General features: G+C 59.8%; 17 protein-coding genes. 1 reads left to right on the top strand and 16 read right to left on the bottom strand.

Annotation, left to right across the window (positions count from 1 at the left end):
- Positions 1 to 72: 72 nt before the first annotated feature.
- The 5 genes from chvE to AC3FOF_RS37335 form a co-directional block, all read right to left on the bottom strand.
- On the bottom strand, positions 73 to 1134 hold the full coding sequence (gene chvE / locus AC3FOF_RS37355) for a multiple monosaccharide ABC transporter substrate-binding protein (RefSeq protein WP_488729470.1): 1062 nt from the start codon (positions 1132 to 1134) through the stop codon (positions 73 to 75).
- A gap of 84 nt (positions 1135 to 1218) precedes the next feature.
- Positions 1219 to 2232, bottom strand: coding sequence for a Gfo/Idh/MocA family protein (locus AC3FOF_RS37350; RefSeq protein WP_488729469.1), 1014 nt, complete (start codon positions 2230 to 2232; stop codon positions 1219 to 1221).
- 132 nt (positions 2233 to 2364) lie between these two features.
- Positions 2365 to 3357, bottom strand: coding sequence for an inositol 2-dehydrogenase (gene iolG, locus AC3FOF_RS37345; RefSeq protein ID WP_276265400.1), 993 nt, complete (start codon positions 3355 to 3357; stop codon positions 2365 to 2367).
- A 74-nt stretch (positions 3358 to 3431) separates the two neighbouring features.
- Positions 3432 to 4325, bottom strand: coding sequence for a sugar phosphate isomerase/epimerase family protein (locus tag AC3FOF_RS37340; protein WP_488729468.1), 894 nt, complete (start codon positions 4323 to 4325; stop codon positions 3432 to 3434).
- A 97-nt stretch (positions 4326 to 4422) separates the two neighbouring features.
- Positions 4423 to 5337, bottom strand: a complete 915-nt coding sequence (locus AC3FOF_RS37335; protein ID WP_488729467.1) for an intradiol ring-cleavage dioxygenase — start codon at positions 5335 to 5337, stop codon at positions 4423 to 4425.
- Positions 5338 to 5554: 217 nt separating this feature from the next.
- On the opposite strand from AC3FOF_RS37335, the gene AC3FOF_RS37330 reads away from it, so the two are divergent.
- Entirely contained in the window at positions 5555 to 6469 is a 915-nt protein-coding gene (locus AC3FOF_RS37330) for a LysR family transcriptional regulator (RefSeq protein ID WP_488729466.1), read from the top strand.
- A 90-nt stretch (positions 6470 to 6559) separates the two neighbouring features.
- On the opposite strand, the gene AC3FOF_RS37325 is transcribed toward AC3FOF_RS37330, so the two are convergent.
- From AC3FOF_RS37325 to AC3FOF_RS37275, 11 genes are all read right to left on the bottom strand, one after another.
- Positions 6560 to 7318, bottom strand: a complete 759-nt coding sequence (locus AC3FOF_RS37325; RefSeq protein WP_488729465.1) for an IclR family transcriptional regulator — start codon at positions 7316 to 7318, stop codon at positions 6560 to 6562.
- Positions 7319 to 7929: 611 nt separating this feature from the next.
- Positions 7930 to 8664 carry an SDR family NAD(P)-dependent oxidoreductase gene (locus AC3FOF_RS37320; protein ID WP_488729464.1) on the bottom strand — a complete coding sequence of 245 codons (735 nt, stop codon included), beginning with the start codon at positions 8662 to 8664 and terminating at the stop codon, positions 7930 to 7932.
- Positions 8665 to 8679: 15 nt separating this feature from the next.
- On the bottom strand, positions 8680 to 9660 hold the full coding sequence (locus AC3FOF_RS37315; RefSeq protein WP_488729463.1) for a Bug family tripartite tricarboxylate transporter substrate binding protein: 981 nt from the start codon (positions 9658 to 9660) through the stop codon (positions 8680 to 8682).
- 150 nt (positions 9661 to 9810) lie between these two features.
- Positions 9811 to 10884, bottom strand: coding sequence for an Ldh family oxidoreductase (locus AC3FOF_RS37310; protein ID WP_488729462.1), 1074 nt, complete (start codon positions 10882 to 10884; stop codon positions 9811 to 9813).
- Positions 10885 to 10945: 61 nt separating this feature from the next.
- Positions 10946 to 12493 (bottom strand): UxaA family hydrolase, encoded by a 1548-nt coding sequence (locus tag AC3FOF_RS37305; protein WP_488729461.1) that lies wholly within the window; start codon positions 12491 to 12493, stop codon positions 10946 to 10948.
- 27 nt (positions 12494 to 12520) lie between these two features.
- On the bottom strand, positions 12521 to 13321 hold the full coding sequence (locus AC3FOF_RS37300; RefSeq protein ID WP_488729460.1) for a transporter substrate-binding domain-containing protein: 801 nt from the start codon (positions 13319 to 13321) through the stop codon (positions 12521 to 12523).
- A 49-nt stretch (positions 13322 to 13370) separates the two neighbouring features.
- Entirely contained in the window at positions 13371 to 14099 is a 729-nt protein-coding gene (locus AC3FOF_RS37295; RefSeq protein WP_488729459.1) for an amino acid ABC transporter ATP-binding protein, read from the bottom strand.
- Between the two features lie 34 nt (positions 14100 to 14133).
- Positions 14134 to 14778: an amino acid ABC transporter permease gene (locus AC3FOF_RS37290; protein WP_488729458.1), complete on the bottom strand. Its 645-nt coding sequence runs from the start codon at positions 14776 to 14778 to the stop codon at positions 14134 to 14136.
- 23 nt (positions 14779 to 14801) lie between these two features.
- A complete protein-coding gene (locus tag AC3FOF_RS37285; protein WP_488729457.1) occupies positions 14802 to 15485 on the bottom strand; it encodes an amino acid ABC transporter permease in 684 nt (227 codons plus the stop codon).
- A gap of 380 nt (positions 15486 to 15865) precedes the next feature.
- Positions 15866 to 16615 carry an SDR family NAD(P)-dependent oxidoreductase gene (locus AC3FOF_RS37280; protein ID WP_488729456.1) on the bottom strand — a complete coding sequence of 250 codons (750 nt, stop codon included), beginning with the start codon at positions 16613 to 16615 and terminating at the stop codon, positions 15866 to 15868.
- Positions 16593 to 17120: a 2,4'-dihydroxyacetophenone dioxygenase family protein gene (locus AC3FOF_RS37275; protein WP_488729455.1), complete on the bottom strand. Its 528-nt coding sequence runs from the start codon at positions 17118 to 17120 to the stop codon at positions 16593 to 16595. The genes AC3FOF_RS37280 and AC3FOF_RS37275 overlap by 23 nt, the downstream gene beginning before the upstream one ends.
- Positions 17121 to 17379 lie beyond the last annotated feature (259 nt).

The following is a 17379-nucleotide window of genomic DNA, read 5'->3' as shown; positions in this document are numbered from 1 at the left end:
CCTGCAAAAAGGTAGGCATGCCATGTGTTCGTCCGCCGCGCGTGCATGGCATCGACGGCGGACGCGTACCTCTTACTTCAGGCGCGATTCGGCGTAGAAGCCGCTCTTCACGAGTAGTTCCTTCCAGTTGGAGGCGTCGACGAGAACCGGCTTGACCAGGTAAGTCGGAATGACCTTAACCCCATTGTTGTAGCTCTTGGTGTCGTTTACGGGCACCGGTTTGCCGGCCAGTGCGGCGTCCACCATGTCGGCCGCCATGCCGGCGAGCTGCCGCGTGTCCTTGAAGACGGTACTGGCCTGGTCGCCGCGAATAATTGCCTTGATGTTCGGCAAGTCGGCATCCTGCCCCGTGACCACGGGCATCGGCTGCTGCGGGGAGCCATAACCGACCCCCTTGAGCGATGAGATGATGCCGATCGCCGTGGCATCATTGGGCGCCCAGACCGCGTCCAGGCGTGTGTTTCCGTAGTACGCGCTCAGCAGGTTGTCCATGCGCGACTGTGCGGCAGAGCCTTCCCAACGATAGGTCGCGACTTTCTCCAGTGCGGTCTGCTTGCTGCGCACGACAAACTTCCCGCTGTCCAGGTAGGGCTTAAGGACCGACATACCGCCGGCATAGATGACATGGGCATTGTTGTCGTCGATCGACCCGCCGAAGATCTCGATATTGAAGCTCTTCGCGTTCTTCTTCTGGAAGTTCGACACGATGCTCTGCGCTTGCAGCACGCCAACCTGATAATTGTCGAAGGTGGCGTAATAGTCGACGTTCTTCGTTTGCGCGATCATCCGGTCATAGGAGATGATCTTGATACCCTGGCTCGCGGCACGCTGGAGGACGTCGGACAGGGTCTTGCCATCGATCGGGGCGATCACCAGTGCCTTTGCTCCCTTGGTAATCAGATTCTCGATCTGGCTGACCTGAGTCGGAACGTCATATTCCGAGTACTGAAGATCTGTGGCATAGCCCTTTGCCTTCAAGCCGGCCACGATGTTCTGGCCGTCCGAAATCCAGCGCGCTTCCGATTTATTCGGCAGCGCGATGCCTACGAGCGGCTTGGCCTGGGCAAACGCTTGCGAGGCAAGCGTGCCGGCGCACAGGAAAACGGCGGCGGCGGCGATCTTGAGGGGATTCATGTTTTTGTCTCCAGTCTGTTGTTTGAGTTACCGTCAGCACCGCCAGAAAAAGCGGCACCGACGGGGAACGACTACGCCATCCGATCAGGCGTCGAGAAATACTTCCGCGCCCGCTTCCTTTGATGAGGCAAACAAGGCCTCGATGACGCGGCTGATGTTGTAGGCCTGCGTGGCGGGCACCACCGAAGGCGTACCAGCGCGCAATGCACCAAAGAAGGCCTCTGCCTCGCGGTCGAAGTACGCGGGATTGCCGATCTCCGCGAGTTCCGGCGAGTACTCGGTCTTTCGTACTGCCCATATCTCGGGAAAGCTTGTTTCCTGCCACTCGGTCCAGCCTTCCGGATACAGCCCTTTTCCCGAGTCGTAGAGCTTGTAGCTCGCGGGCAACGAGCGGGCCGACATGATGCCTTCGGTCCCGTAGGCAGTAATGTCCCAGCTTTCCGTCCATGGCAGCACGTCCCAGGACATGAAATCGACCACCACGACTTTGTCGGGATAGTTCAGCACCGCACCGGCGGCATCCTCGCGCGATTCCGGCCCGCGATAGTCGGCGAACTTGTGGATCCGCGCGTTGACTGACTTCGGCATACCGAAGTGCATCAGGATCCGGTCAACCAGATGGCAGCCGATGACAAATACCGCACCGCCAATATCACCAGGCTGGTTCATATGGCTGGTCGCCGCTTCGTCGTGCGAGCAACCGCCATGCGCACGGACCTGGAGCACCCGACCAAGGCGGCCGCTCTCCAGCGCCGACTGCATCGCGTCGACAGACGGCGCGAAGCGCCAGCAGTACCCGACCTGCACCATGCCGCTGGTGCGCTCGACCACATCGACGATGCGCTTTGCATCGACAGCACTGCGTCCCGCCGGCTTCTCGCACAACACCGCCTTGCCGGCTTCCAGCGCCTCGATCGTCAGGTCCGCCATCTTGTCGCTCTTGGAGTGGACCAGAACAACGTGGACATCGGGATCTGCGAGGATTTCCTCCTTGCTCCGGCTTTGCAGGCCGAAGGCTTCGGCAAATGGCGTCAGCAACGGACTGTTATCGTAGGCGCCCAGCATGCGGGCATCCTTGCGGCGCAGGATCGCCTTCACCCGGCCCGAGGTGTGCGGATGGGTGATGCCAAGGCACGCCACTCCCAGTACTTCGTGGTTGATGGGCTTTCTCATGATTGGTCTCCTCCGTTCAGCGGGGCTGTTATCCGCCCCGGTTGGTCAGCCGATTGGTCAGACCTTGACAACCTGCCCGGTGCGGACAGATTCGAGCGCGCAGTCCGCGAGGCGCAGCGCCTGCAGTCCGTCGTTTACCGTGGTCGGCATGGGCGCATTTGCTGCGACGGCCGCAACGAATGCTTCCAGCTCGTTCTTGTAGGCCTCGACATAGCGTTCGAGGAAGAAATTGAGCAGCGGCTCCCGGGCGTCGGTGGTCGTCGCGCTCCAGCGGCGGATCGTGGACGCGCGCAAGTTGTCCTGAAGCAGCATGCCCTTGGCACCGAACACCTCGAAGCGCTGGTCATAGCCATACACGGCCTCACGGCAGCAATTGATATGGCACTGCTTGCCCGAGGCAGTCTTCAGCTGGACCATCACCGTATCGTAGTCAGCCACGTCTTCCAGGGTCCGATCGACGAGGCGGCTTCCCATCGCCATCACCTCGACCGGTTCCTCGCCCAGCAACCAGCGCGCCAGGTCCAGGTCGTGGATCACCATGTCGCGGAAGATGCCACCGGAGTGCAACACGTAGTCGCGCGGCGGCATGCCAGGGTCGCGGCTGGAGATAACGACCTGGCGGATCTCGCCGACTTCGCCGGCGTCGATCGCTTTGCGGAAGGCCTGCGAGGTCGGGTCGAAGCGGCGATTGAAGGCCAGCATGACGCGCCCATTCAGCCGCTCCACTTCCCGCGCGGCAGCGATCGAGCGGCCCATATCGAGGTCGATCGGTTTTTCGCAAAGCACGGCCTTGCCCTGCTCGACCGCCTGCAGCATGAACTTGATGTGCGTATCGGTCGGCGTGCCGATCACGATTGCGTCGACGTCGTTGCGGGCAATAGCCGCGTCGCAGTCGGTCGTGGCTTCGCAGCCGAGTTTTGCGGCCAGGCTGCTTGCGGCCTCCGCAAAGGGGTCCGCCACGACGACGAGCTTGGCATCGGGGCAAGCTGCCACGTTGTGTGCATGGATCTTGCCGATGCGGCCGGCACCAAGTACTGCAATTCGGATCATGTTTGTCTCCGGAAGGATGAACTGCAGCGCGCCTTCCGCGCCACAGCGTTGCTGTCAGGTCAGGTGGTCACTAATCAGGCTGCCGGCTTGGCCGATCGGGCTTTTGCGGCCTCGAACTGAGCCATCGTGCTATCGAACGCACGCTTTGCCATCACGTCGAGCGGCAGGCGGCGGAAATGCTCGGAGATGATCTCCACGCCGTAGTAAGGGCCCGCAAAGCCTGCCGCCTGTACGGCCTGGATGAATGCGGGCGGATCGAACGATCCTTCACCGCAAAGCCGGCGCTGAAAGCGGGTGTCATCGAACAGCGTTCCCTGGATCTCGTCCACCGCGTCGTCGAGTTCGACCGATTTCAGGAAACGCGCCGGAATCCGCGCAACGTCTTCGTAGGAGCCGCCACCGCGGCAAACGTGCCAGTTATCCACCGTCAGTCCGCCGTTCGGCTGGTCGGCGGCTTCGACGATCGCCAGTGAGTCGGCAATGCCACGAATCGGCGAAAATGGCATGAATTCGAGGGAGACCGTCGCACCGACTTCGGCAACGTCCTGGCACAGCTTCGCAAACTCATCCGCCATCTTTGCCGTGCTCGGCGGATTCTGGTCGAGATGGCTCGCGCCGATCTTGAGATTCTTCATGCCCAGCGCACCGCCGAGCTCGATCACGTCGCGGCGGAAGGCGTCGGATTTGATCCGCCGCTCGTCATCGGTGTACCAATCGACCAGGATCTCAAGCTCGAAATGCTTGATCCCGTTGTCGTCCAGGATATGCCTGACGCCGGCTAGCCCCTGCTTGTCGATGGTCGCCTGCAGGTCGCTAAGGACCAGGCCAAGCCCTGTCCAGCCCGCCTTTGCAGCAGCTGCCGCGCGGTCCTGTAGTGGGTAGGGACTGACCTCGCTGGGGGCACAGGGATAGACGTCGCCAGCTAGGGTCCAATAGGCAGCCAGCAGATCGATTTGGGATGCGCTCATGTCTAGAGACTCACAGAAGAGAAAACAACAACTTCGGCACGCTGCGTGTTGCCAGTGACAGGATGCCGGGATAAACGATGGCAATGCGGAGGCGCGGTCAGCGCGCCAGTGGCGCCAGGGTGAAGTCCCATGCAACCGACCAGAACGGTGCCGTCAGGCCTGCGCTTTCCGCTGCAGCGGGATCCTCGACCCGCCGGAAATCCGCGACCAACTCACGCTTCACACCGAACACGGCGTCCTGGTGCAGATAGGGGCAATCGGGGGTGAAGATATGCGTGATCACGGGCTCGTAGCCCGGAGCCGAAACGATGAAATGCAGGTGCGCGGCGCGGTTGGGATGTCGCCCGATCTTCTCCAGCAGTTGCCCGACGGGGCCATCGGACGGAATCGGATAGTGGCGGGGCTTTACCGACCGGAACCAGTAACTGCCTTCGGCATCGGCGGTGAACGTGCCGCGCAAATTGGATTCCGGCTGGATTCCAAGCTGCTGGACATCGTAGAAGCCGTCGTTGTTGGTCTGCCAGACTTCGAGCTTCGCGTGGGGAACTGGGTTGTTCGCCGTATCGACGACACGGCCCGACACAATCAGCGGTTCGCCTTTGCCGTCCAGGCAAATGTTGTGACCGAGTTCATAGTTGGGGGAGTTCTCCACATAGAACGGCCCCAGGATCGTGTTCGGCGTGGCACCACTCGGTCGACGATGGTTGATGGCGTCTACCAGCATCGAGACGCCGAGCACATCGGACAGCAGGATGTATTCTTGGCGCCACTCGTTGCACATCTGGCCGGTCGCGGTGAGGAACTGAATCGCCGCAAGCCATTCGGCATGGGTCGGTTCAATTTCTTTGACCGCTGCGTGCAGGTGCCTGACGAACACTTCCATGACCTGGCGCAACCGCGAATCGGCCTGCGCTCCCATCCGCGAATTGACCACTGCGTCAGAGCCCGCTTCCTCGAAGTATGGCAGCTCGGCGGCCACCAAGGCATGTGCGGCATGTGCATCCTGGTCCATGCTGTCTCCAAAATATTTGTATGTGTTGTTCAAATTCCGACCGTGAACGCAGTATATATTCGCGGTCAACGGTGAAAAATGCGCACACAGCAAATGTCCTTTGCGCCAGTTGGGAAAATCATGGTCACAGAAGTTGCTCGTTCCCGTCGATAATTCGCACGCTAAGCAACAAATATCGGCATTTATGCCAGATCATTGTTTATATCGGAGGCAAAGCATGGACCCGTTCCGGGAAATCGATCTGTTTGTGCATGTTGCGGACTTGGGCAACATCAGCCGAGCGGCTGAAGCACTGGATCTGTCGACCTCCGCCGCTAGCCGCTTGCTGGTCGGACTCGAGGCGCGTTTGGGCGTGAAACTGATACAGCGCACGACCCGCAGGCTATACCTGACCGAGATCGGCGAGGAGTTCTACAGGCGCTGCAAATCCATCCTCTCCGAAATGCGCGAGGCCGAAGAAATCGCCAGCGAAGCCGCCGTCAATCCAACTGGCCTGCTCCGGGTCTCTGCCTCGCTCTCCTTTTGCATGCTTCATATCGAGCCACTTCTGCCGGAGTTCACCTCGCGCTACCCCGACATCACAGTGGATGTCGTTTCCGCCAACCGCTATCTGGACATCATTGAAAACGGCGTAGACGTGGCGATCCGAACGCGGCCGTTCGAAGTGGACAGCAACATCACCATCCGGCGACTGGCAGAAACGCGTCGCATCTTCGCCGCATCGCCCCGGTACCTCGAGCGGTACGGCACCCCGACCTCGCCTGACGACCTCAAGGGTCACAAGATGCTGATCTACACGTATGCGCTGAATCCCGAAGAACTGGCGCTGAAGCACGGTAGCAGTTCCGTGCTTGTCAAGGTCAAGCCGGCCTTGTCGGCCAATGACGGTCAGATTGTTCGGCGCGCGGCCATCGATGGCATGGGTATCCTCGTTCAGCCAAAGTACATCGTTCATGATGACCTGCAGGCAGGGACGCTTGTGCCAATCCTGGACGACTGGGAACTGCCCCGCCTGACCATGAACATCGCGTTCCAGACGCGTACCCACCTGCCGGCGAAGGCCCGTCTGTTTATCGAGGCCCTAACCGAGCGCTTCCGCATTAACGATTTCGAGCGCCTGTGGACATCATAGGGTGAAGGTCAATCTGCACGCACTGGGCAACACGAGCCTGAATGGTCAATTTCGATGAGATGAATTTCAGTGACGATAACCGTGCGACTCTCAGAAAGAATCCGTATCGGAAAAGGCTGGTGTCTCTGCGATACGCTGTGAGATGACCTTACAGGTCTCAAGCAAGGGCCGCACATAGGCATGCAAAGGATCTTCCTTTTGACGGAAGCGAAGAGTGCTCACACTGATTGCGGCGATAGGTTGGCCATTACGTCCAAAAATGGCTGCACCAAAACAGCAAATACCAGCCTCTTGCTCCTCATCGTCAATTGACCAGCCACGACTGCGTACATCAACCAATTGGGCACGCAGCTCAGCTAATGTAGTAACAGTATTAGGCGTGTATTTCGTGAAAGGACTTGATAACTCATGCAGCAATTTATCGCAAATTGGTTCTTCGAGAGCTGCCAGATAGGCTTTGCCTACTGCGGTTGAGTGGAGAGAGACGTTTGTGCCGATACGCGAACTCATTTGTACGGCGCTTGGGCTTTCCAATTTCTCCACATATACCATGTGGTGACCATTCAAAACAGCCAAATGGATTGTTTCTCCCGTGATGTCGCGCAGCCGTTTGAGATCTTCTACCGACGCCAGCCGCAGTTCTGACCGCCCCCAACTCCGGTTGGCCAATTGAATGAGACGCGGCCCCAATGCTAGACGACCGGTTCGAGGACCCTCTTCCAGTAGCCGCTCCGCGACCAGTGCCGCTACGGTGCGATAGACTGTGGGACGTGGATAGCCACTCAGCTTACTGAGCTCCGCGACAGTCAATGGCTCGGGCGTATCGGCTACAAGCTGCAATAAGTGCATGAACTTGGAGAATGCGGCGGTTCCGGCAATTTGAGAGCCTGCACGTGGCTCAGGCGACGACGATCTGGACATGGCGGATAAAATGAAACTCGATATCTAGAGAATCATACCGCTTTTTCGACGGCACCCATACGGAGCAATCCCCTGAATCGCCGGGCACAGCCCTCCACTGACAATAGCTGACAGGTATACTACAGTGTTTATGACCAAGGTGCGCGAGAGCTGCGGGCCGGGCATGCAGTGTCGATAGTGGCGCGCCGGCACTGCTTGAACTGCCGCCAGCTATTCCACGAACGCAAGCTATACCTGGACGGCAACCTCGCGGCATCAGGAACGAACTGCAGGCAATTGTCGATCGAATGATGCGCGTGCGAGCGAACAGCACCACGCCCAGTCCGTTCACCAGTTCCTTGTAATGGCTCGTGCAAGCGAGATTTCAATGCACAGCTTCTCAGTGGCGCGCGGAAAGTGAAATCCTTCGGCAACTATCAAGAAACACCGTGATTCGCGCGTTGCATCGACAGCCCTGGGTTCACGCGATCTAGCTGCTCGGCGCTCAGGAGAAAGAGGCATATCGCACAGAATCTCGTTGCACAGTCGTCGGGACACCATCAACTCACCATGTAACCCCCGTCGACCGGCAGGATAACGCCCGTCATGAAGCTGGCCGCAGGCGTGCACAGAAAGACGACGGCCCGGGCCACGTCCTGCGGCGTGCCCCAGCGGCCCAGTGGCGTGCGAGCGAGTATCAGCGCAGAGCGCGCCGCATCATCCTGCAAGGCCTGGGTCAGCGGTGTCCCAATCCAGCCCGGTGCGATGGCGTTGACGCGAATGCCGTCCGCCGCATAGGCAATCGCCAACGACTTGGTCAACTGAGCAACGCCGCCCTTGCTTGCTGCATAACCCGGTACCAGGCCACCGCCAAAGAAGCTCAGCATGGACGCCATATTCACAACGCAGCCCTTGGTGGCCTTGAGCTTATCGCGCGTAGCCACGCATACGCGCATGGTACCCGTGAGATTCACGTCCACCACTCGCTGAAACACCTCGACATCATGTTCCGCGCCGCGCTGGATGATGCCTGCGCAATTGACCACGATATCAAGACATTCAATGTCGGCGACTACGCGATCGACATCCTCCTGCCTGGTCACGTCGGCCTCGCGTACCTGCACAGCCGCTTCCAGCGTACCATCTCCCGGCCCCAGGCCCAGCGCCACCACGCGAGCACCAAGCGCCGCAAGCTGGTTCGAGATCGCCGCACCAATCCCCTGTGTAGCCCCAGCCACCAAGGCCGTCTTGCTTGCGAACAAGCCCTGCTGATAGGTCTCTCCCATGGCCATCATAACGTCATGTCCCCGTCAGTTGCTCTTCAAGCCCAGCGACTGGGCCAGCTTGGTGAAGGACGCGCTGTCCTTGACCATCTGCTCGCGAAAACTCTTCTCGTCGGCATAGACAAAGCCCAGGTTCTGCTTGTCGAGCACCTCGCGGAAAGCGGGCTCATCCACCGTACGCTTGGCCATGGTCTTGAGGTAGTTCACCACGTCTGGCGACATATTCTTGGGGCCGGCAATTCCACGCCACGTTCCGATGCTCAGATCGATCCCCCGTTCCTTAAGAGTGGGCACCTTGTCGAGGTTTTTCAGCCGTTGATCGGCCATCACGGCCAAGATCTTGAGCTTGCCGGCTTGGACCTGCTGCTTCACCTCGGCGGGGCTCACACTCACCGCGTCCACATGTCCGCCCAACAACGCCAGCACAGCCGGCCCCGCGCCCGGGAATGGAATGTGGTTGAACTGGACGCCGGTCTTCTGCCCCAAGGCCGTCGCAGCAAAGTGCCAGATGCCGCCGTTGCCACCATTGCCCATGCCGATCTTGCCGGACTCGTTCTTAGCGACGGCCAGGAACTCCTCGATGGTGTTCCACGGTGCATCAGCGCGCACCGTGATGGCAGCCGGGTCCGCATTGAACTGGATAATGGGCTGCACATCATCTTGGTTGAACTTGGCCAGGCCTAATGGCTTGAGCGTGACCAGCTCCACAGTCACCACGGCCAGCTTGTAGCCGTCGGGCTTGGCGTTGATCATCTCCGTCCAGCCGATAGCACCGCTGGCCCCCGGTTTGTTCATTACCACCACACTTTGCGGCATGTGCTTGCGCGCCGAATCCGAGAACGCACGGGCCACGCTGTCGGTGCCACCGCCAGCCTGGAACGGCACGATCAGTTCCACCGGGTGATTGGGAAAATCCGCCGCACTGGCAGTGCCTCCGGATGCGACCAACGCAACAACACCGGCCAAGGTCCGCCTGAATGCGCGACAGCGCAAAGCTTGAATCAACATGATGTCTCCTTCTGTTGGTCTATGGACTATTCCATTCATTGAACTGCGCTCTCAGGCCGTTGGCCATGAGTTGCCGCGATTCCGGCATAGCGAGGCTGCTCGGCAATCGAGACGGCGCAAGGCACCGCAGGGAACCGAGCGGGCGCCGCTTCAGCCCACCAGGAGTGCGGGTGCCGCAACGCCGAACTTCTCCAGCCACGGCATCAGTTGCGGCATGATCCCGGGGTTCAGTACTACCCCTTCGCGCAACTGTCTGGCCTTGCACGCCAGCGCCCCTTGCCCTGGCAGACGCACGGCATCGATGCCCGGACGCGGAGGATTGTCCACGCAGGCATCCGCGATCCAGCCCATCTGGTGCGCAAAGGCTGCGCTGCCTGCGAAGGCATCGGGATCGAGCACCTGCAGAAAAACCGTGTTGCCCCATTTCTCCCCAGGGTCATCGCGACCGTGGCCGCTCAACCCCGCGGTGAGCACCTCTACCATCAGCGACAGCGCAAAGCCCTTGTGGCCAACATCCAAGCCGCCTAGCGGCAGGATCGAGCCGGCGTGAGGCGGAAACAGGACGGCCGGGTCGTCACTGGGGTTGCCATGCTCGTCGATGAGCCAGGGGTGAGGCAGCCGCCGTCCCTCGCGATAGAGGCGGCCGGTCATCCCGTTGGTGGTGATCGACGTCGAGACGTCGATCAGCACCGGGCCCCGCGGGGTGGGAAAACCCACTGCCAGCGGACTGGGGGAAAATACGGGCCGCGTGCCACCGAACGGCGCCACCGACGCAGCCTCCGGTGCCGACGAGAACAGCAGCATCACGTAGCCGGCGCTGGCGGCGCGCTCAAGGTACGCGGCCAGGCAGGCTATGTGATGGCTACGCCGGATTGTCACCGTGCCCGTACCGTAGTCGCGCGCGCGCGCAATCGCGTCATCGAGCGCGCACAGCGTCAGCCACGGGCCAGGTAGCCGCTTGCCGTCCCAGGTGGCCACCGCCGCGCGCTCGCTCAGCACTTCGTAGTCCCCCTGCACCGCCATGCTGCCGCTCTCGATTTCGGACAGGTAGGTCGGCAGCAACTGCAGGCCGTGCGTGTCGTGGCCCATCAAGTCCCCCTCAACCAAGATGCCAGCGACGGCGTCCGCGCGCTCGTCAGGCATGCCGGTGCGCCGCAGCAAGGTGCCAGCCATCGTGACCAGAGCAGTGCTGTCGTGGCGCGGATTCTGTTTCTCTTCCTTCATCTCGCCTCTCCTTGTTAGTCGGTGCGTGGAACAGTTCCGTTTTTCAGTGCGTGAGACAAACTCAAACAAGGACGCTGATCTGCCAGGGCACAAACTCCTGCTGACCATAGCCATGACATTCGCTGCGCGAGCGTTCGCCCGATGCAATGTCTAGGAAGCGCTGGAACAGTTCGGCCCCCTGTTCGGAAATCGTGCGGCGACCCTCCAGCACTTCGCCACAGTTCATGTCCATGTCGTCCGACTGGCGCTCCCAAAGTGCCGTGTTCGTCGCCAGCTTGAAGGACGGCGATGGAGCGCAGCCGTAAGCCGAACCCCGGCCGGTGGTGAAGCAGATCAGGTTCGCGCCACCCGCCACCTGGCCGGTAGCCGAGATCGGATCAAAGCCGGGCGTATCCATAAACACCAGCCCATGTGCCCGAACCGGCTGGGCGTACTCGTAGACTTCCACCAGGTTGGTGGAGCCGCCCTTGGCGATGCCCCCCAGCGATTTTTCTAGCACAGTGGTCAGGCCGCCCGCCTTGTTGCCAGAAGACGGGTTGTTGTTCAGTGCTGCACCGTTTCGGGCGCAATAGGCCTCCCACCAGCGAATACGCTCGACCAGCTTCCGGCCGACTTCGGGGGCTTGTGCGCGGCGCGTAAGCAAGTGCTCGGCGCCGTAGATTTCAGGCGTCTCCGAGAGAATGGCCGTGCCGCCATGCTGGACCAGCAGATCCACCGCCGCACCCAGTACGGGATTGGCCGAAATGCCGGAATAACCGTCGGAGCCCCCACACTGCAAGCCTACGATCAAGTGGCTGGCGGGCACGGGCTCGCGCCGCACGGCGTTGGCGCCGGGCAGCATTTCGCGAATCAGCTCAATGCCGCGCACAATGGTCTTGGTGGTGCCGCCCGTGTCCTGGATGGTGAAGGTGCGTAGATGCTCGCCATCCTGTAGCCCCTGGGTAGCAAGCAGTTGGGGAATCTGGTTGGTTTCGCAGCCAAGGCCAATTACCAACAGGCTCGCGAAGTTGGGGTGGCAGGCATAGCCCCCGAGCGTGCGCTGGAGTAGAGCCAAGCCCTCGCCTTCAGAATCCATTGCGCAGCCAGTGCCGTGGGTAAGCGCGACCACGCCGTCCACGTTCGGGAAATCGGCCAGCGCCTCGGGGTGGATGTCACGCCGGAAGTGGTCGGCAATGGCGCGCGCCACTGTGGCCGAGCAGTTCACCGAGGTGAGGATGCCGATGTAGTTGCGCGTGGCCACGCGGCCATCCGGGCGGACGATGCCTTGGAAGGTAGCAGGCGCAGTCGCTGGCGTGGTGGGCTGGGCTTCCTCTCCAAAGGCATAGTCGCGTGTGAAGTCGCCCATCGCCAAGTTGTGTGTGTGCACGTGCTGGCCCGGCTGGATGGCTTTGCTGGCAAAGCCAATGATCTGCCCATAGCGCCGCACGGGCGCTCCGGACGCGATGGCGCGCGTGGCCATCTTGTGACCGGGAGGAATCAGCCCCGCCACGGTGACCTCTTCCGAAGGAATAGCGCTGCCTGCTACCAATTGATCGAGAGCGATGACGACGTCATCCAGCGGATGCAACCGGATGACACGGGGGGACGATGGTGCTTCGGAGAGGGCCATGGGGTTCCTGTAGTGGGTATGTGCAGATCACCGAAGCATTTCCGGTGGCAGTGGCATGCCGTGGTAGCGCGCGAATATCTCGTTCAACTTTCCGTTCTTGATGTTGGTCTTGACCCAGTTGTCGATCCAAGCTTTCAATTCTGGTTCGTTCTTGCGCAGACCGACAGCATATGGATTGACTTTCAAGGTGAACTTGATCACGAGATCGCGCGACGTATTCACCTTTTTCAAAGCAGCAACCACGCTGGGCGGGGTCGCGATGAAATCTTGCTGGCCTGTGACTACGGCCGTGTTGGTGGTGGCATCGTCTTCGTAGCGCACGATATTGACTCCAGCAACCTCCTTGCTGCCTCTGGTCAGCTCCTGGTCGCTCGTGGTGCTGCGCGTGACCGCGACGCTCTTGCCCGCCAGATCGGCGAAGGACGCGACTTTCGCGGCAGCCGGACCAGCGATCACGATCGGAACCACTCCATAGGGCTCGGAGTAATCCACCACCTTTTTGCGCTCCTCGGTGATTGAGAAGGAAGACATGACGATGTCAGCCTTGCGGGTGAGCAAATACGGCACTCGGTTGGGGCCGGTCACCGGAATGATCTCCAGCGCCACGCCCATGTCCAGCGCGAGCAGCTTGGCCGTCTCAACATCGGAGCCCACCTGCTTAGCCCGGTCATCGACCATGCCATAGGGCGGTGCACCGATATCCACAGCGATAAGGATCTTCTGGCGCTGTTTGATGGTCTCCAGCGCGTTAGCAGCGTGTGCCACGCTGACGCCTGCACCGAGCGAGAGCGCGGCTACGGCGATGAGAATTCGTCGATTAAGTTTCACTTGGCGTGTCTCCTTGGTCTTGTGAGAAGGGTGAGTGGCTTGTGCAGGCTCACAGGCCGTTAGCCACGAACTGCTGCAATTCCGGCGTGGCCGGGCTGCTCAGCAAATCGCCGCTGCCGCGCTCCCAGACAACGCCCTGGTGCATGAAAAGGATCTGGTTAGCTACTTGGCGCGCAAAGGCCATTTCGTGCGTAACCAGAACCATCGTCATGCCGTCCTGCGCGAGCTGCTCGATGACGCGCAGGACTTCGCCGGTCAACTGCGGGTCGAGGGCCGAAGTCACTTCGTCGAACAGCATCAGCTTGGGCTCCATCGCCAGCGATCGGGCGATGGCCACACGCTGTTGCTGGCCGCCGGAGAGTTGCTCCGGGTAGTAGTGGGCTCGCTCCTCCAGCCCCACCTTTTGCAGCATCTGCATGCCCAGTTCTTCGGCCTGCTTGGTCGGCACGCCCTTGACCTTGCGTGGCGCAAGCGTTACGTTCTGCAGCACCGTGAGGTGGGGAAAGAGGTTGTAGCTCTGGAACACGATACCAACCTCCTGCCTCAGCGCCAGGAGGTCGACGGCCCCCGAGTGCATGTCGCTGCCGCAGACCTGCAGTTCGCCACCTTGGATAGTTTCCAGCCCGTTGATGCAGCGCAAGGCCGTGGTCTTGCCCGAGCCGCTGCGGCCGATCAGCGCGACCACTTGGCCGCGGCCGACCGAAAAGCTCACTCCCTTGAGTATCTCCACGTTGCCGAACGATTTTCGGACCTCGTGAAAGCGGACGATGTCATTCATGGAGCGATCTCCTTGTTCTTTGCGATGACCTTGGTCAGCGCCGATTGATGCGTTTTTCGAGCCGGTACGCCAGCGAAGAAAGGGGGTAGCAAATCGCGAAGTACAGTAACGCGGCCAGTGTGAAAACCACGAAGGGCTTGAAGGTCGAGTTGTTGACCACCCGCGCCGAGTAGGTCAAATCGAAGAATCCAATGACCACCGCATAGGAGGAGTTCTTGACGATCTGCACCATGAAGCCCACTGTCGGTGCGATGGCGATGCGTATTGCCTGCGGCAGGATCACGTAAACCACTCGTTGCAGCGGGCGCAGCGCTAGGCACTCCGCCGCCTCCCATTGCGTGCGTGAAACCGCTTGAATGCTGCCTTTCCAGATTTCGCCTAAGTAAGCGCTGGCGTAGGCCGTCATGGCAAGCCCTGCCGCCACCAGCGAAGGCAGCTCGAAACCCGCGATGCTGATGCCGAAATAGGAAAGGAACATGATCACCGGCAGCGGCACGCCTTGTACCAACTTCACGTAGGTGCCTGCAACGCCGCGAGCTAGGCGATTACCGCGACTAAGCGTCAACGCGAGGGGAAGTCCTGCAAGCGCGCCGCCGACGAAACCCAAGAGGGATAGCACCATCGTCCAGCCTGCACCTTTGAAAATGAAGCCAATCTGGTCTAGCGAGATTCCGAACATGCTGATTCCTTGCGCGAGTGCATTCACAGCGGCGTCCTGAGGCGACGACGACGGGGAAACGCAAGGTTGGCCAAGCCCCCCATCGTCAGCCGCAGCAGCCAGGACATGGCGAGGTAGATGGCGGCGGCGACGAGGTAGATCTCGAAGCCACGAAAGGTCTCGGACTGAATGCTGTAGCCCGCGGCTGTCAACTCTTCGGCGGAGATTTGCGACATAATCGATGTGGCCAGCATCATCAGGATGAACTGGCTGATTAGCGCGGGGTACATACGCTCCACCGCCTGCGGCAGCACAACCAAGCGCAGCATCTTCCAGCGCGACATGCCCAGGCAGGATGCGGCCTCCAATTGGCCGCGCGGAATCGACTCGATCCCTGCCCGCACAATCTCGGCTGCATAGGCGGCGACGTTAATGGTCAGCGCGACAACGGCCGCCGTAAGCGCAGGCACTCGCACTTGCACCGCTGCAAGACCAAAGAACAGCCAGAAGGCTTGGATCACCAGTGGCGTGTTGCGAAGCACTTCCACATAGAAGCCCACGGCCTTGCGCAATATGGGCCCCCCCTGCGTGCGAGCCACAGCGAGCGCCACACCAAGGATGAAGCCGAGCACGATAGTGGCAAAAGACATGCGCAGGGTCAGCAGCATGCCGTCGACCAGTGTTCGCCAGTGCGTTATGAGAAAACTGAAATCGAATTCGTAATTCATTCTCTGATGGGGGCCTCAGATCATTGTTCAATTGGTCTATTGCCTACAAAAAACATATAGCGGACTTCTCCAGCACGGCCTTAACGGCCTTCCGCAAGTGCATTGCTCATAACCGGAACTACATTCGGTTTTCTGCTATACACGCCCGCGAAAAGCGTCGTGGATCAGCTTTTTTAAGAATGGCGGCTCGTAAAGTTCAGTTCTGCTTAAAGGTGGATTTCCTGTGTGCTCTACGTTGACGCAACGCCAGCGGGACATTCATCGGCATTAGCGGCCGAATACATGCTCATCATCTGGTTGGAATAATTTCGACATATCATGGTTCGTCTCCCCGCCTTTATAGAAAGCAGCTATATTATTATTTTCACCGTTCGAGGATATCAGTAGGTTGAGCGCCCGCCAGACAGATCAAACACCGCCCCAGTATTGAAAGTGCACGACCCAGAACATAGCCACGTCACGATTTCGGCAACCTCTTCACACTCACCTAATCTCCGCATCGGACTCTTGTCGATCATAGTTTGCACATGCGCCGGGGACATTTGCTCTAACAGCGTCGTCCGGATTGCAGCAGGTGCCACTGCATTGACACGAATGTCGGTTTCGGCCAGCTCCTTGCCAAGTGACTTGGTCAGTGCCATGACTCCTGCTTTGGCCGCGCTATAGGCAGATGCATTCGGCGTTCCCTCCTTGCCCGCCAGCGAGGCAATGTTGACGATGCGGCCTGAGCCTACGCGACGCATCGCAGGGACAACTGCACGGCAGGTGTTGAAGGTGCCAACTAGATTTACGTAGACAATACGCTCCCAAACGGCAGGATCGTATGTCTCCAACGGCTGAGTTGGGCCAGCGTAGCCTGCGCTGTTAACCAATATGTCGACACGTCCCAATTGCGAGAGAGTTTGCTGACAGGCTTGATTCACGCTATCGACATCCGAAACGTCCACACGCCACTGGTGCCCCGTATCCTGCGGGGCCAAATCCCAGACTGCGACAGTAGCTCCGTGAGCCGTCAGCTGGCGGGCAATTGCGGCGCCAATGCCTTGCCCGCCGCCGGTAACAACCGCCACAAGCCCGGAGAAATCGTAACTAGCCGCGCTTGCGGCTTTATCGAATGAATTGCGTGACATAGTCTTCGCCCAGGCCAACCTCAGTAAAGTGCTTCTTGCACATTTCAATCTTCGTGAATACATCCTCGTAACCGTTACCATTTCCCCAAGGATCGGTGTAATACATGATCCCGTTGACTTGGAAAAAGGTAATCATTTCCTCTACGTCAGGCGGCACATAGAGTGTGTGGGTTTCGCCCGGAGGCTCGAATACGTAGCTTCCTTCGGTTGCTTCCCAGTCGTGCTCCAAATAGCGCCAACGGCCTTTAAGCACGAAGCCATGCACTGCTTGTGGGTGTCGGTGGCGACTCAGCACACCCGACTTGCGCACACGCAGCAGGTTCATCCAGTAGCCCTGGCTTGCATTCAGGCACAGCGGCCTAAACCACACGTTTTCGGCCTGGGGCACCCATAGCCTCTCGTCAGCAGGAATAGCGTTGGGAATAACAATTTCGGGCGATGCCTCCGCAGGGTTGGGGTACTGATATGGCATCAGCGGTTGCGCTTCAGGTTGCTCGATAGGCATGTCTTAAGTCCATATTGTGGACTGGTTGTTTGTATTGTGGACTTAGTCTAGCATGGGCAAAACATCGTCATAGAGGGGTTTTCCCCAAGGCGATGCGTCGTAGTGTTCCCAGGGATCTGGTGCCACCTGATCGTCACGTGGCGTGGCTATCGTGGTTGTTGCGAGCGCAACATCGATCAACAGACGCAATCCGCGTCAGCCCATCCCCGCGGAAGCACAGCCGACTCTGCACGGCGGTCGCACGAAGAAACTCGCTACG

This window comes from Cupriavidus sp. 96C5-1 (assembly GCF_057798855.1).
Note: the sequence above shows the minus strand (reverse complement) of the source record. Positions and strands in the feature narration are given on the sequence as shown.